The following is a 15099-nucleotide window of genomic DNA, read 5'->3' on the forward strand; positions in this document are numbered from 1 at the left end:
CATGTGTGGGATCATCGGCTACGTCGGCGACCGCCCCGCCCTCCCGATCCTCTCTTCGGGCCTCTCGAACCTGGAGTACCGCGGGTACGACTCCGCGGGCGTCGCGCTCACCGACGACGCGCTCTCGGTGTACAAGAAGTCCGGAGAGGTGAGCGAGCTCCAGGGAATCCTCCCCGAGTCGACCGACCACACGCGGGGGATCGGCCACACCCGGTGGTCGACGCACGGCCCGCCGACCGACGAGAACGCGCACCCGCACACGGACTGTACCGGCCGGGTCGCGGTCGTCCACAACGGGATCATCGAGAACTACGAGGCGTTGCGCGAGGAGCTCTCGGACCACGAGTTCACGAGCGACACCGACACGGAGGTCGTCCCGCACCTGATCGAGGCGGAGCTCGACGCGGGCGCGGAGCCGCGGGCGGCGGTCGAGGCCGCCGTCGACCGGCTGGAGGGGACCTACGCGGTGGTCGTGACGATCGCCGGCGTCGACGAGGTGTACGCGACCCGCCGCGACAGCCCGCTCGTCGTCGGCCACGCCGAGGACGGGACGTTCCTCGCCAGCGACGTGACCGCCTTCCTCGAGCACACCCGCGAGGTGACCTACATCGAGGACGGCGACTTCGCCGTGGTCGGCGACGACGGGCTCTCGCTGTTCCGCGACGGCGAGGCGGTCGACCCGGCGATCGAGCAGCTCGAGTACGAGGCCGACGCCGCCGAGAAGAGCGGCTACGACCACTACATGCTCAAGGAGATCCACGAGCAGCCGCGGGCGCTCAGACAGACGATCTCCGGGCGGATCGACGCCGACGCCGGGACCGTCGACATCGAGGTCGACCTCCCCGCCGAGTACATCGACTCCATCGAGGAGATCCAGATCGTCGCCTGCGGCACCTCCAACTACGCGGGGCGGTACGCGGCGGAGCTCCTCGAGTCGGTCGTGGACGTCCGAACGACCGTGGAGGTCGCGAGCGAGTACGAGTTCGACGGCGGCCGCGACCCCTGGCGGACGCTCGTGGTCGCGGTGACCCAGAGCGGCGAGACGGCCGACACGCTCTCGGCCATCCGGCGGGCGAAACGCGCCGGCGCGCGGACGCTCGCCGTCACCAACACGCTCGGGAGCACGATCGTCCGCGAGACCGACGACAGCGTGTTCATCCGGGCGGGCCCGGAGATCGGCGTGGCCGCGACGAAGACGTTCGCCTCCCAGGTGGCGACGCTCACGCTGCTCGCGGTCCACGTCGGCCGCGCCCGCGGGTCGCTGTCGTACGGGTGGGCGCGCGAACTGCTCGAGTCGGTCCGGAAGCTCCCGAACGCGGTCCAGGGCGTCCTCGACCGCGAGGACCGGGTCCGGGAGGTCGCCCGCGAGTACGCCGACAGCGACGCGTTCTTCTTCGTCGGCCGGAAGCTCGGACACCCGGTGGCGCTCGAGGGCGCGTTGAAGCTCAAGGAGATCTCCTACGACCACGCCGAGGGGTTCGCCGCCGGCGAGTTGAAACACGGGCCGCTCGCGCTCGTCACCGAGGACACCCCCGTGTTGGCGCTGCTGACCGACGGCTCCCGACCGACCGAGACGCTGAACAACGTCAAGGAGGTCCAGGCGCGCGGCGCGCCGGTGATCGGCGCGGCGACCGCCGACGGCGACGGCGAGGCGGCGGCCGACTCGACGTACCTCGACGTCGAGTTGCCCGTTCCCGTCACCGGCGCGCTGGAGCCGCTCGTCGCCAACGTCTACTGGCAGCTGTTCGCCTACCACGTCGCCGACGAGAAGGGGCGGCCGATCGACCGGCCGCGCAACCTCGCGAAGAGCGTCACCGTGGAGTGAGCCGTCGCGGGAGTCGTCGCGTCACTTCCCGGGTCATTCGTCGGGCGCCGACGCCTCCCGGCCGAAGACCTCCCGAAGGCGGTCGGCGGACTCCTTGAGCCGCTCGTCGTACGCCGGTTCGTCCCAGGTCGGCGGGACGTACCCGACCGCGTCGAGTCGGTCGCCCTCGATCCCGGGAACCGCGTGCGCGAGGTTCGTCGGCGTCGAGTCGATCGGCGCGGCGGATCCGGGTGCTTCGGCGTCGTCCTCGCCACCCGCCGGCACGTAGGAGGCGGCGGCGACGTCGATCGCCTCGAACGGCTCGTACGCGTCGACCCCGTCGGCCCAGAGGTCGCCGAGTCGCCGCCGGCGGCTCGGGTCCGCGACGTTGAGGAGCAGCCACGGGAGCCGGACCTCGACCGCGTCGGTCGCCGGCGAGACGTGGACGTCCGCGAGCGAGTCGTACTCGGGGGAGTCGGGGTTGCCGTTCCCGTAGCGGAGCGCGCCCGTCTCGACCGACTGGAACGGAACCCGCTCGCCGGTCGGCGGGACCGTGTACCCGCGGTTGATCGTCATTCGAACGGGCGCGAACGCGCCGGGTTCGGGGTCGCGATACCGCGAGAGGTCCAGTCCCGCCTCCGCGCCGTACAGGTACGCGAACGCGTCGTATCGGGGGTGGACCGTCACGCGCGAGTCGTCGGGACCGCCGAGCCGGACGACGAAGTCGGTCGACGCCGAGGTCGCGTCGACGCCGTAGGGGAGTTCGACTCCGTCGCGACCGGTCAGGCCGAGCGTGACGAGGTAGTTGGTCCGGTCCCAGTCGACGCCGCCGTCGGCGCTCTCTCCGGCCGTGCCGCCGAGGTCCGCGAACTCGAGTCGGATCGAGAGGTACGCGGCGTCGCTCGTGACCCGGAGCGCGGTTAGCTCGCGGTCGCCGGCGGCGGCATCGTTCCCGGCGTCGTCGCCGTCGCCGATCGGGGCGGGCGAGCCGGCCGGCGTCGCCGAAGTCGCGTCGGTCCACGCGCCTCCGGAGCCGTCGAGGGGGACCGCGTTCGCCGGATCGAACGCGAGCAGGCCGAACCGCTGTTCGGGCGTCTGGACGTTCGACCACTCCGGCCGGCGGTTCGGGTCCGAGAGGTCGGCGAGGTTCCACGTCCGCTTGAACCACTCGTCGTGCCAGCTGAAGACGAGCCCCCCGGCCGCGCCGACCTCGCGGAGGTCCTCGTACATCGCCGCGACGATCTCGCCCTGCTCCTCTTCGGTGTGGCGGCCCTGGTCGCGTCCGTGGACGTGTCGCTGGGCGATCCCGCGTGACGAGGGGACCCCGAACTCGGCGACCACGAGCGGGTGGCCGGTGGCACCGACGAGGTCGTTCAGGTAGCCGGCGTAGGCGTTCGCCTCGCCGCGATGGTCGACGTAGTTCGCGTACTCGGGCGTCTCGTTGAGAAGCGGCGGGTAGTACGGGTAGACGTGGTAGGCCGCGAACGTGCCCGCGTCGTTGGCGTCGGTCGCGACGACGGCGTCGGGGTCGACGGTGACCGCGTCCTCCGTCTCGAACGGCTCGTAGGGGTGTGAGAGCGGGTCGGTCGTCACCCAGTTCGTGAACGCGGCGGGCCGCCCGACCCCGTACGCCTCGACCTCGTGGGCCACCGCCCGGTCGAGCCGCCCGGCGAGCCAGCGCTCGAAGGGACGGTCGACGGTCGAGGAGAGGTACTCGCCGTCGTACGCGCCGGGCTCGTTCGACCGGTTCGTCTCCCGCACCACGGTCGGCGGCCACTCGATCCCGGCGACGTAGCCGAGGACGGAGTCGCTCACGTCGGCGTCGTACGTCCCGCTCGCGTGGCCGGGTTCGGGGTCGATCGTCGTCGCGCCGTGGACGACGTCGACGGCCCGACGGAGCGACCGGTCGAACTCCTCGGCGAGCACGAACGCGTCGCCGGCGGAGATCAGGTGTTCCTCGCCGATCCAGTTGCCCTGGAGGAGGTAGATCGGGTCCGGATTCTCCCGGTTGTGGGCGGCGAGCGCGCGGTAGAACGCCGGCGGGTGGACCGTGTACACCCGGACGACGTTCACGTTCAACTCCCCCATCGCGGCGAGCCAGCGGTCGTACTCCGCGCGGGTGATCGCCGCCTCGCCCGGGAAGCGTCCGGGTTTGGCCATCCCGAGGTTCACCCCGCGGGGGACGAACTCGGCGAACGGCCCGCCGTCGACGGAGACCTCGAAGCCGTCGTCGCCGACGCGGAAGCGCCGGTCGGGGCCGTCCGGTCGGGCGTCGTCTCCGGACTCGTCGTCGCCGTTCCCGCTACCGGCTCCGTCCGCACTCCCCTCGTCGGTTCCGCCCCCGTCGCCGTCCGTCCCGGCGCGGAACCCGCATCCGGCGGTCCCGACCGCGCCGGCCGCCCCCACCGTTCCGAGGAACGCGCGTCTGTGCACGGGGATCCCACTCGCTTGGACGATAAAACCCTGATCCCGGGACGAGGCGTCGGGGAACGCCTCGTTTTTTCAGCCGTCGTCGACAAGTCGGCGGCGACGGTCCGCCCGTCCGACCATGAACACCGATCCCGACCACGACGATCACGACGACTCCGATCGAATCCACCCGTTCGAGAGCCTCCTCCGGCTGGCAGACGCCGACTACACGACCGAAGAACGGATCGGCCGCGCGATCGACGTCGGCCGCGAGTACCTCGGCGTCGACAACGGCGTCCTCTCGTACACCGGCGAGGGCCGTTACGAGGTGGTCAACACGAACATCGAGTCCGGGCCGTACGCCGAGGGGGGCGTCGTCGACCTGTCGGAGACGTGGTGTCGCCACGTCGTCGGGACGGGCGAGCCGATCGGGTTCGCCGACGCCGCCGAGAGCCCCTACCGCGACGATCGGGCACGCGAGACGACCGGACTGAGCTGTTACGTCGGCGCAGCCGTCGAGATCGACGGGGAGACGTACGGGACGCTGTGTTTCTCCGACGAGGAGCCCCGATCGGAGTCCATCGCCGACGAGGAGCGCGACTTCGTCTCGGTGCTCGCGGACTGGGTCGGCCACGAGCTCGAACGCGAGAAACACTACGCCGAGTTGCGCGAACAGAACGACCGGCTCGACGAGTTCGCCGGGATAATCGCACACGACCTCCGGAACCCGCTCGCGGGCGCGATCGGGTTCACGGAGCTCGCACGGGAGGAGGCGACCGGCGAGACCGCGGCGTTCCTCTCGCGGGTCCGGAGCTCGCTCGGCCGCATGGAGACCATGATCGCCGAGTGTCTGATACTGGCGAAGGAGGGGGCCGACGTGGGCGAGCGCGCGAGCGTCGACCTCGAGGAGATCGTCCGCGACGCCTGGGAGACGGTCCGGACCCGGAACGCGGCGCTGTCGGTCGAAATCGAGCCAGGAACGACCGTCCTCGCCGACGCGGAGCGGCTCCAGCGGCTCCTCGAGAACCTGTTCCGCAACGCGGTCGAACACGGCGGTCCGGACGTCTCGGTGACCGTCTCGGGCGACGACCACGAGTTCGTCGTCGCGGACGACGGCCCCGGACTGCCGCCGGCGGTCGAGGCCGCGCTCGCCGACGCCGACGCCGAGAACGTCAAGTCCTTCGGGCTCGGGCTGTTGGTCCTCCTCCGGGTCGTCTCCGGGCACGGGTGGGACCTGACGGTCGACAGCTCGGCCGAGGGGACCGCCTTCCGCGTGAGCGACCTCAACGCCGCGGAGCCGGTCCACGAGGAACTGGACGACTAGTCGTCGGCGTGGTCCGGCGGATCCACTCCGCTGTCTACGGGTTCCACCCCGCCGTCCGCCGGTCCCGTCCCGTCGACCATCCAGACGTAGCCCTCCCGACCCTCTCCGTCGTCGAACTCGCGCGTCCAGACGAAGCCGCCGTCTCCCACTCCGTCGCTCGGATCCGTGGTCCAGACGAACCCGCCGTCGCCGACCCCGAGCGAGAAGTCCGTCGTCGCGACGATCCGGCCGGATGCGGGGTCGTCGTCGGCACCGAACAGCAGGACGAAGCCGCCGTCGCCCGCGCCCTCTGAGGGGTCCGTGGTCCAGACGAACCCGCCGTTCCCGACTCCCTCGGTGAAGTCGTCGGTCCGGACGAACCCGCCGTCGTCGAGTCCCGCGCCCGGGTCCGGAGTCCGGAGGAAGCCGCCGGCGGTGGCGCCGACGATCCCCGCGGGTGACTCCGCCGCGGACGACTCCGTCTCCACGGACGACGACACCGCCGCGGACGACTCCGTCTCCACCCCCGCGATCCGGGAGATCCAGCGGATCCCGTCGGTGCCGGGCTCCTCGACGAGTTCGTCGATCCACGCGAACCCGGCGGCGTCGATGGGGTCGCCGTCGGGGAGGTCGTCGGCGAACCGGTCGATCCACGCGAACCCCCCGTCCGGGTCGTCCGCGCCCGCCGCCGTCGAGGCCGTCACGTCCGGCGGGTCGGCGGCCGCCGCGGGGGTGCCCGCGCCGCCGAACCCGCGCCGCTCCATCGCGCCCCACGACTTCTCGCCGCGGAGGAACTCGACGAGCCCGTGCCAGGCGACCGCCGTCTTCCACTGGCGGTAGCCGAAGTTCTCGAGGACGCCGTACCACAGCAGCCGGAGCACGTCCTTCGGGTCCTCGTAGCGGTTGAAGCTCCACACCTCGCTGAACACGCCGAACCACGAGAGGAAGACGCCGACGCCGACCGTGAGAAGCAGGAAGACGAGGAAGAACTCGACGTTCAGGATGCCGAAGTACCACGCGAGCGGGAGGAGGACGTAGCCGAACCCCTCGATGAGCGGTCCCAGCGCCTCCGCGGCGGTGAAGAAGGGCAGGATCGCGGTTCCGACGCGCCCGTACCGTCGTCTGAAGAACACCCCCCGGTTGGCGACGACCGTCTCGAGCATCCCGCGGTACCAGCGGCGCCGCTGGCGGCCGAGGGTGCGCAGGTCCGACGGCACCTCGGTCCACGCGACCGGTTCCGGGAGGAAGTCGACCGTGTACTCGACGTCCTCGTCGGAGAGGTACCGATGGAGCCGGACGACCACGTCGAAGTCCTCGGTGACCGTGTCGTGGCGGTAGCCGCCGATCTCGCGGACGCGGTCGGTTCGGAAGACGCCGAAGGCTCCCGAGATGAGCACGAGCCCCTTGAGCCGGCTCAACCCGAGCCGACCGGAGTAGAACGCGCGGAGGTACTCCATCACCTGGATCCCCGGGAGCCCGGTCCTCGGGAGGTTGATCTCCTGGACCTCGCCGTCCTCGACGACGCAGTCGTTGGCGACCCGGATCGTTCCCCCGCTGGCGACCGCTTTCTCCGGCTCCTCGAGGAACGGGCGGACGATCTGTAACAGGGCGTTGCGGTCGATGACCGTGTCGGAGTCGACCGCACAGAACAGCTGTTGGTCGGTGAGCCACAGTCCGGCGTTGAGCGCGTCGCTTTTCCCGCCGTTCTCCTTGTCGACGACGAACAGGTCCTCGTGTCGCGTCGAGCGGTACACCCCGCGGATCGGCTCGGCGGGCACGTCGTAAGGGAGGGCCGCGTCGATCCGCTCCAACTCGAACGCCTCGCGGAGCCGGTCCATCGTGGCGTCCGTCGAGCCGTCGTTGACCACGACCACCTCCTGGTCCGGGTAGTTCAGCGCCAGCATCGACCGGACGCTCTCCACGATGGTCGCCGCCTCGTTGTACGCGGGGACGACCATCGCGACGCCGGGGTAGAAGGGGCTGTCGAACGGCCGGAACGGCGGGTTCCACTCCGACTCGCGCACGCTGTCACGCAGTTCGAAGAGCGCGAGGACGTGGATCAGGAGGTAGCCGAGGTTGACGAGGAGGTAGTAGCCGACGATGAACGCGCCGGAGCCGACCACCAGCGCGACCGCGAGGTCCTCGAGCGTCGTCATCACGGAAACCCCTCCCGACCGCGCGTGACCGTCCCCCGATCGGGGATCTCGCGCGCGAGGTCGTCGAACCGGGCGTGTTCGGCCGCCCACGCCCACGCGTCCTCGAACTCGGCGGGGTACGCACTCTCGTGGCCGTCCGGTGATTCGACCGATCGGACGCCCCCGCGGCCGCGGTGTGACAGCGCGGCCTCCGCCGCCACGACGCGGGTCCGGCCGTCGGGTTCCGCGGCCGCGAGCGTCCGGAGCGCGGACAGCGCCTCCGGGTCGCCCCACGCGCCGAGGAGCCGATAGGCGCTCGCTCGGACGATCGGAGAGGGGTCCTCGCCCACCGCGGTCGGATCGATCCCGGACCGCAACGGGGCGTTCCAGCCGTACGCGCCGAGCGCGCGCCAGGCGGCGACCCGCACCCGCTCCTCCGGGTTCGACACCGCCTCGAGGACCCACGAGAGGTCGGCGTCGCCGACGACCGTGTGGAGGTGGCCCGTCACGGACAGCACCTGCTGTTGGAGCGCCGGCTCCCAGTCGTCGAACTCGGCCGCCGCCCGGTCGAAGAGCGGCCCGGGATCGGCCTCGCCGACCCGGTACAGCGTGTCGATCCCGAACACCGAGAACGCGGACGGGTCGTCGCCGAGGAGCAGGTCGACGCCGGTCGACGCGAGGTCCGGCGCGTCGCTCGCGTACAGGATCCGGACGGCCGCCGCCCGTTCGCGCGGCGTGTCGGTACAGTGCGTCTCGAGCAGGTCGCGAGCGGGCGGATCCCGAAGCAGGGCGAGCCAGGTCAGCGCGTGAAGCCGGTCCCAGTAGTCGCCCTCGCGTATCTCCCGGCGGGACCGCTCCGGGAGGCCCAGCGCGTCGCCGAGCCCAGCCAACCGTTCCGCGTCGCTCCCGTCGAGCTGGCGCAGGTACACGTCGAGCAGGGACTCGAGTTCGTCGCGGCGGGCCGCCGACAGCGACGCGACCCACGGCTCCCAGTCGGGGACCTCGGAGCCGTACAGTCGGTCGAGGAGTTCGGAGCGGAGGTCCGCCCGGATCGGCTCGCGGCGCCGCCGACGCAGCGCCGCGAGAAGCGAGTAGCCGACCGTGATGAGGGCGGCCGAGACGAGAAGCGATCCGAGGACGACGAGCCCGAACGAGACGACGAGGGACGGGAGATCCGTCGCTTCGACGGCCGCGACCGGCGGGTTCGACAGCGAGCCGCCGAGGAGACGCGACGAGGGGACGTACACGTCACTCCTCCAGCAGTTTCTCGATCCGTGCCAGCAGTTCGTTCGGGCTGAACGGCTTGGTGAGGTACTCGTCGGCACCGGCCTCGAGCCCGGTCAACACGTCGTCCTCGCGGCCGCGCGAGGTGAGGAGGACCACCGGGACGTCGGGGTCGACCGCGAGCTCGCCCCGGCGGATCGCACGGAGCAGGTCGATCCCCTTCAGTCGCGGCATCATCACGTCGAGAACGACGACGTCGGGGTTCACGCCGGGCGAATCGAGGGCCTCGCGCGCCTCGAGGCCGTCGTGACAGACCGTGAGGTCGAACCCGGCCATCGACAGTTTGTACTGGAGGATCGACCGGATCGCCTCGTCGTCGTCAGCTATCACCGCCGGTCGGGACACGTCACACAGAAACACAGTCATCGACTTGAGAGTATCGGGAGGCGCGCCGGCGTCCGAACCCAGAACGGCTATCCGTCGGCCGGCCCCAGTTCCGAGCATGTTCACCGGCATCGTCGAGGGGACCGGGACCGTCCGGACGCGGACCGAGACGCCCGACGGCCTCCGGCTGCGGATCGGCGTCGACGGGGTCGACGGCTTCGACGACCTCGCTCACGGCCAGTCGATAAGCGTGAGCGGGGTCTGCCTGACCGTCGAGGAACACGGAACGGGCGGGCGAAACGGCGGAGACGCCGGGACGGAGGCCTTTTTCGAGGTCTTCCTCGCGGCGGAGACGGTCGCGAAGACGTACCTCGGCGACCTCCGCGCGGGCGACGCGGTCAACCTCGAGCGCGCGATGCCCGCCGACGGGCGGTTCGACGGCCACGTCGTACAGGGCCACGTCGACACGGTGGCGGAGGTACGGGCGATCGAACGGGTGGGCGAGGACTGGCGGTTCACCTTCTCGGTCCCGGAGGGACACGGCCGCTACCTCGTCGACAAGGGCTCCGTGACGCTCGACGGGATCTCGCTCACGATCGCCGAGAAGTGCGGAGACGAGTTCGACGTGGCGATCATCCCGACGACGCACGAACTGACGACGCTCTCGGGGAAGTCCGCCGGCGACCCGGTCCACCTGGAGGTCGACGTGATCGCGAAGTACGTCGAGAACATGCTGGACGGGTACGCCTAGGTCCGCGTCTCGGCGGTCTCGGGCGCTTCAGGCGTCCTTCGTGCCCTTTGCATCCTTCGCGTCCTTCGCGCCCTTCACCGTCTCGCGGACCGCGTCGACGCCCTCGTCGTGGAGGAGGTCGCCGACGACGACCACGTCGCTGTGTGCCGCCATCTCGTTCGCCGACTCGTAGTCCGAGATCCCGCCGCCGTAAAAGAGGGTGGCGTCGTCGAGCGCGTCGCCGGCGGCGGCGACCTTCTCGACGTCGCCGAAGGTGCCCGAGTACTCCAGATAGACGATCTCCTGGCCGAACATCCGTTCGGCGACCTTCGCGTACGCCTCCACGTCGTCGGCGTCGAGGTCGCAGTTCGCCTCCGTCAGCTCCGCGACCGAGGCGTCGGGGTTCATCACGATGTACGCCTCGGTGTGGGTTCGGTCCCAGTCGAGGTCGTCGATGCGGACCCACTCCTTGTGCGCGCCCGTGATCCAGAAGGGACCGCCGGCGTTGAACACCGTCGGGATCAGGTACCCGTCGAGCGCCGGCGAGTCGATGACGACGCCGGGGTTCGACGGCTCCTGGTAGAGCGGGACGTCGTACTCGGCGGTGGCGTCGATGACCCGCGTCATCTTCTCGGCGGTGACGTCGAGAGTCCCGCCGATCTCGATCGCGTCGGTCCCGGTCCGGCACACGTCCTCGAAGGTCTCCCCGTCACACAGGTCCTTGTCGGGGTCGATCTTCAGCACGTGGTCCCAGTCGTCCCACGGGTTGCTCATCGGACGACTGTCCTCCGGGGGGAACCAAAAAGGTGCGGAAGCGTCCCGACGAAGCGCGTTACATGAGATCGTCGAGCTCGTCGGTCCGGAACGCGGCCGCGGGGTCCGGTTTCGCCTCCGGCTCGTCGCGGACGGCCTGCCGGGCGCGCTCGAGGAACTCCTCGACCCGCTTCGAGCGCTCGACGCCCGCGAGCAACACCACGGCTGCGAGTCGGTCTGAGTCGAGCGGGAAGTCGCCGCCGCGGACCTGCATCGACCCCGTCTCCTCTTGAAGCCACTTTCGGGCCTTCTCCGCGCCCTTCCGGGAGATCCGGTTCGGGTCGCCGGCGACCGCGACGAGGCCGGCGTCGGCGTCGGTGGCGTTCGGCAGCGAGAGCCCGGTCATCACCGCGCTGCGGACCGCGCTCGTCACCGTGTTGACGTTCTCTCCCGGGTCCTCGGCCGCGGGCGAGGAGGCGTACCCGACCGCCGCCATCCCGCCGGCCCGGAGCGTGTTGATGACCTCGCTGGTGTCGACGACGGACTCGCCGACCCCCTCCGTGGCCTCGCCGGCCGCGAGCAACAGCCCGACGCGTTTCGCCATCGACTCGTTGATCGCGGCGTAGCCGCCCTCGACGCTCTCGCCCGCCGAGCGCCAGGCGTCGTTGTCGAGGAGGATCGTCGCGTCGGCCTCCCGCACGAGCGTCTTCAGCGACCGGCCGGCGTTCACCTGGTAGAGCGCGCCCTCGTCGCGTCCGGGGAGCACGCCGAGCGCGTACACCGGCACGTCGTACACCCGCGAGAGCTCGCGGACGAGCACGGGTGCGCCGCCGGAGCCGGTCCCGCCGCCGAGTCCGGCGACGACGACGACCGCCTCGATCTCCGCGGTCATCCGCGGGGCGAGCGCGTCCAGCACCTCGATCGAGTCCTCGTCCATCAGCTCCGCGCCGAGCTCGTTGTCGCCGCCGACGCCGTGGCCGCTCACGCGGGACTGACCGATGAGCACCGTATCGAGCGGGAGCGGGTCGAGGTCGGCCGCGGCGGTGTTGACGGCGAGCGCGTCACGGACCGCACCGAACCCCATCTCCGCGTCGAACTCGGAGAGGGCGGTCGCGAGCTTCCCGCCCGCCTGTCCGACGCCGACGAGGAGGGCCTTCATGGATTCACGATGTGGCGCTGACAGTAATACTCTTTCCCCGACCGCTTAAGTGTGAAACCGCGGCCAGCCGGGGCATGGCAAGCGAGACGAACGCCGCCGGATCGCCGCCCGACCGTGCCCGCCTCGAGGAGCGGCTCGACGCGGTCGAACGCGCGCTCACCGGGACAGATCGGTCCGTCGCGGGAGTCGCCGACGGCGTGACGGCCGACGCCGAACGCGAGGCGCTCGCGGAGCGGCTCGACGCGATCGAGACCCGGATCGAGGAGCTCGAGGCGGCGACGCAGGCCGTCCGCGGGTACGCGGGCGCGATCCGCGCGGTCAACCGGGAGGTCGAGCGCCGGGCCGACCTGGCGCTCGCGAGGGCCACGGCCGCCCGGGACGGGTCCGCTTCGACCCTCGAGGCGCCGAACGACGGCGGAACTCTCGACGACGACGCTCCGGAGCCCGACGAGATCCCCGGCGACGACGCGCTCGACGCGGCGATCCCGGACGACCCGTCGACCGACGGCCGATCGCTCGCGGCGAACGTCGGGCGGTTCGGGTCCGGATCCGAGAGCGCGACGGAGCGGCGATCGGGCGATCGCGCGACCGGAAGCGGGCCGAACGACGGATCGGAGGGAAAGGCGAGTCCGCTGGAACGGCTCCGTGAAGCGTTGTAAGCGGGGTCGGCGTGAAGCGAGCGACCGCACGACCGCTGCCGCGGAGGCGAACCCGTGATCCGCGTCGTCCTGACGGTCCTCCTCGCGGTCGCGCTCCTCGCGGTTTCGATGCCGGCGCTCGAGGACGCCAGGACGGACACGACGGTCGAGCGGCTCGGAACGGAGACGGATCGGATCGAACGCGTCGCCGGCGCGCTGACGGCCGACTCGGTCGCCGTCGAGTTTCCGTCCCTCGCCGCGCGAACCTCCCTCGTCGTGTCCGCGCCGACCGGATTCGCCGCGGCCCCGATCGACCGCCTCGTGCTCGCGGACCCGGCGCGAACCGACGCGGTGGTCGGGGGGCGCGTCCCCGACGACTCCGTGGTGCTCCGCTATCGGCTCCGGCACGGTCCGGTTCGGTCGATCCCGATCGCGCCGCCGACGGACGCGATCGGGATCTCCCTCGACGGCGCACCGATCGAACTCGAGCCGGGCGGCGAGACCGGCCTCGAACTGCGGCTGGTCGACGACGACGGGCCGACGGTCCGGGTCGCTCGGGACGGTTGATCGGCCTTCGTTGACGATCGAACGCGCCGGCCGAGTCGTCGGCCGACCGCTTATATACGATGTCGCGGCCACGGCCGCCATGAGTCTGGATCTCCCTTCGCTCCCTCGGTTCGGGACCGACGACGGGTGCGGCTGTGACGCGTCGTTCGAGCGGCCGGTCGGGACGGGCGTCGACGATCGGGTCGTCCTCGCGGTCGACGCCAACGGCTGTCCGGGTCGCGGCGACCTCGCCGAGAGCCCGGAGTGTCTGGCTACCGTGATCGACGCGCTCGCCGACCGCGACGCCGACGTCGTCCGGACCGAGCACGCGGGCCGCGAACGAGCGTACGCCGGACGGGCGGCGGCGTGTCTGCTCGCCGCGGGACGGTTTCGCGAGCGCGTCGAGTTCCACGAGACGCGCCTCGCGGAACGCGTGACTCGGGACCCGGTCGGAGCCGCTCGGGAGGCGACCGGACGCGCGGGATCCGTCGGCCGGATCGTCGCCGAAACGGGACTCGAGGAGGCGGTCGCCGGGATCGATCGGACGGCGGACGCGCTCCGTGCGCACGTCGGGCCGACCGTGGCGGCGACGCGGATCGCCGCGGACCCGCCGCCGGGGGCGACGCTCGTCGACCGATGGGAGCTCGAGACGGGCGCGACGGTCAGGATCTACGAGGGGACGGACGCGCTCCGGACGTACCACCTCACGCCGCCGGCGGCGGGGTTCGACGCGGCCGCATTCGAGACGCTCGACGCCGCGAAAGAGCGGCTGCTCGCGGACCCGACCGGTGGCGATCGGGCGCCCGGTCGGGCGGTCCGGGCGGTCGCGGACCCGGACGACCCGGTCGGCGCGATCACCGACACGCTCCGGCGACACACCCACGGATACGGCGCGTTCGAACACGTCTTCGCCGACGACCGCGTCAGCGACGCGACCCTCTCGGCACCGGTCGCGGAGAACCCGCTCCGCGTCGTCCTCGACGGTGAACGCTGTCACACGAACGTCAGGCTCCCGCCGGAGGGTGCCGCGACGCTCGCGTCCCGACTCCGCCGAACGAGCGGTCGGGCGTTCTCCCGGGCGGCGCCGACGCTCGACGCGACCATCGGTACCGAGTCGGGGACGGTGCGGGTGGCGGCGACGACCGCGCCCGCGAGCGACGGGCTCTCGTTCACCTTCCGCCGCGGCGACCCGGAGGCCTGGACCCTCGCCCGCCTCGTCGACGTCGGGACGCTCTCGCCGGCGGCGGCCGGGCTCTGCTCCGTGGCCGTCGAGCGCGGCGTCACCGGACTCGTCGCCGGCGGCCGCGGGGCCGGCAAGACGACCGCGCTCGGCTCCCTGTTGTGGGAGCTTCCGCCCGACGCGCGGTCGATCCTGATCGAGGACACGCCGGAGCTCCCCGCCGACGCGCTCGCGGGCGCCGGCAGGGACGTTCAGCGGCTCCGCGTGGGCGACGGCGCGGAGCCGACGCCGACCGAGGCGGTGCGGACCGCGCTCCGGCTCGGGGGCGGGGCGCTCGTCGTCGGCGAGGTCCGCGGCGGGGAGGCGAAGGCGTTGTACGAGGCGATGCGGGTCGGAGCCGCCGGCGAGACGGTCCTCGGGACGATCCACGGCGAGGACCCGGCGGCGGTCCGCGAACGCGTCGTCACGGACCTCGAGGTAACGCTCTCGTCGTTCGCGTCCACGGACCTCCTCGTGGTGTTGGACGACCACCGGGTGGAAACGGTCGTCGAGGTGGCGGACCACGGCGACGAGGTGAGTTTCGACGCGCTCTTCGACCGAACCGCTGACGGGCTCGCGTCGACCGGCCGGATCGACCGGGGCGAGAGCCGGCTCGTCGACGACCTCGCCGAGACCGGCGAGTCGTACGCGGATGTCCGGGAGACGATCGGCCGACGCGCCGACCGGATCCGCTCGGCGTCGACGACCGGACGAACGACCCCGGACCGCTACGCGGGGTGGGGACGGTGACTGAACCCCGCTCGAGCGGACGCCTCGAGGACGTCGTGTCGGAGG

Annotated in this window: 12 protein-coding genes; 6 read left to right on the forward strand and 6 right to left on the reverse strand. The window is 71.7% G+C overall.

Annotated elements, in window-relative coordinates:
- The first annotated feature begins 1 nt into the window (after position 1).
- The gene (gene glmS / locus F3H10_RS07900) at positions 2–1825 is read left to right on the forward strand and encodes a glutamine--fructose-6-phosphate transaminase (isomerizing) (RefSeq protein ID WP_149784236.1); all 1824 of its coding nucleotides are present in this window, start codon (positions 2–4) and stop codon (positions 1823–1825) included.
- A 33-nt stretch (positions 1826–1858) separates the two neighbouring features.
- Here the strand turns inward: glmS and F3H10_RS07905 are convergent, their stop codons facing one another.
- Complete coding sequence (locus F3H10_RS07905) at positions 1859–4237, reverse strand: hypothetical protein (protein ID WP_188127903.1); 2379 nt, start codon at positions 4235–4237, stop codon at positions 1859–1861.
- Between the two features lie 115 nt (positions 4238–4352).
- On the opposite strand from F3H10_RS07905, the gene F3H10_RS07910 reads away from it, so the two are divergent.
- Positions 4353–5537 carry a sensor histidine kinase gene (locus F3H10_RS07910; RefSeq protein WP_149784237.1) on the forward strand — a complete coding sequence of 395 codons (1185 nt, stop codon included), beginning with the start codon at positions 4353–4355 and terminating at the stop codon, positions 5535–5537.
- Here the strand turns inward: F3H10_RS07910 and F3H10_RS07915 are convergent.
- From F3H10_RS07915 to F3H10_RS07925, 3 genes are read right to left on the reverse strand one after another with little or no spacing between them, the layout of a single operon-like run.
- Positions 5534–7672, reverse strand: coding sequence for a glycosyltransferase family 2 protein (locus tag F3H10_RS07915; RefSeq protein WP_149784238.1), 2139 nt, complete (start codon positions 7670–7672; stop codon positions 5534–5536). The genes F3H10_RS07910 and F3H10_RS07915 overlap by 4 nt on opposite strands.
- Complete coding sequence (locus tag F3H10_RS07920; RefSeq protein WP_223174268.1) at positions 7672–8898, reverse strand: HEAT repeat domain-containing protein; 1227 nt, start codon at positions 8896–8898, stop codon at positions 7672–7674. Before F3H10_RS07920 ends, F3H10_RS07915 begins: the two co-directional genes overlap by 1 nt.
- Before the next feature lies 1 nt (position 8899).
- Positions 8900–9280: a response regulator transcription factor gene (locus tag F3H10_RS07925; protein WP_149784239.1), complete on the reverse strand. Its 381-nt coding sequence runs from the start codon at positions 9278–9280 to the stop codon at positions 8900–8902.
- Positions 9281–9377: 97 nt separating this feature from the next.
- Between F3H10_RS07925 and F3H10_RS07930 the strand changes: the two genes are divergently transcribed.
- Positions 9378–10010 (forward strand): riboflavin synthase, encoded by a 633-nt coding sequence (locus F3H10_RS07930; RefSeq protein WP_149784240.1) that lies wholly within the window; start codon positions 9378–9380, stop codon positions 10008–10010.
- A 27-nt stretch (positions 10011–10037) separates the two neighbouring features.
- Here F3H10_RS07930 and F3H10_RS07935 read toward each other — a convergent pair whose 3' ends face one another.
- Positions 10038–10763: a phosphoglycerol geranylgeranyltransferase gene (locus F3H10_RS07935; protein WP_149784241.1), complete on the reverse strand. Its 726-nt coding sequence runs from the start codon at positions 10761–10763 to the stop codon at positions 10038–10040.
- 58 nt (positions 10764–10821) lie between these two features.
- Positions 10822–11901 (reverse strand): tubulin/FtsZ family protein, encoded by a 1080-nt coding sequence (locus F3H10_RS07940; protein WP_149784242.1) that lies wholly within the window; start codon positions 11899–11901, stop codon positions 10822–10824.
- A 74-nt stretch (positions 11902–11975) separates the two neighbouring features.
- Here F3H10_RS07940 and F3H10_RS07945 point away from each other — a divergent pair, with 74 nt between their 5' ends.
- From F3H10_RS07945 to F3H10_RS07955, 3 genes are all read left to right on the forward strand, one after another.
- Entirely contained in the window at positions 11976–12560 is a 585-nt protein-coding gene (locus F3H10_RS07945) for a DUF7310 family coiled-coil domain-containing protein (RefSeq protein ID WP_149784243.1), read from the forward strand.
- 54 nt (positions 12561–12614) lie between these two features.
- Positions 12615–13106: a DUF7311 family protein gene (locus F3H10_RS07950; RefSeq protein WP_149784244.1), complete on the forward strand. Its 492-nt coding sequence runs from the start codon at positions 12615–12617 to the stop codon at positions 13104–13106.
- 79 nt (positions 13107–13185) lie between these two features.
- Positions 13186–15054, forward strand: coding sequence for an ATPase, T2SS/T4P/T4SS family (locus F3H10_RS07955; RefSeq protein WP_149784245.1), 1869 nt, complete (start codon positions 13186–13188; stop codon positions 15052–15054).
- Positions 15055–15099 lie beyond the last annotated feature (45 nt).

The sequence above is a fragment of the Halorubrum aquaticum genome (genome assembly GCF_900113615.1).
Taxonomy (GTDB): domain Archaea; phylum Halobacteriota; class Halobacteria; order Halobacteriales; family Haloferacaceae; genus Halorubrum; species Halorubrum aquaticum.

Excerpts from the sequence above, each read along its gene's own strand:
- glmS (WP_149784236.1), top strand. The coding sequence starts at position 2 with ATGTGTGGGATCATCGGCTACGTCGGCGACCGCCCCGCCCTCCCGATC.
- F3H10_RS07910 (WP_149784237.1), top strand. The coding sequence starts at position 4,353 with ATGAACACCGATCCCGACCACGACGATCACGACGACTCCGATCGAATC.
- F3H10_RS07915 (WP_149784238.1), bottom strand. The coding sequence starts at position 7,672 with ATGACGACGCTCGAGGACCTCGCGGTCGCGCTGGTGGTCGGCTCCGGC.
- F3H10_RS07930 (WP_149784240.1), top strand. The coding sequence starts at position 9,378 with ATGTTCACCGGCATCGTCGAGGGGACCGGGACCGTCCGGACGCGGACC.
- F3H10_RS07935 (WP_149784241.1), bottom strand. The coding sequence starts at position 10,763 with ATGAGCAACCCGTGGGACGACTGGGACCACGTGCTGAAGATCGACCCC.
- F3H10_RS07940 (WP_149784242.1), bottom strand. The coding sequence starts at position 11,901 with ATGAAGGCCCTCCTCGTCGGCGTCGGACAGGCGGGCGGGAAGCTCGCG.
- F3H10_RS07945 (WP_149784243.1), top strand. The coding sequence starts at position 11,976 with ATGGCAAGCGAGACGAACGCCGCCGGATCGCCGCCCGACCGTGCCCGC.
- F3H10_RS07955 (WP_149784245.1), top strand. The coding sequence starts at position 13,186 with ATGAGTCTGGATCTCCCTTCGCTCCCTCGGTTCGGGACCGACGACGGG.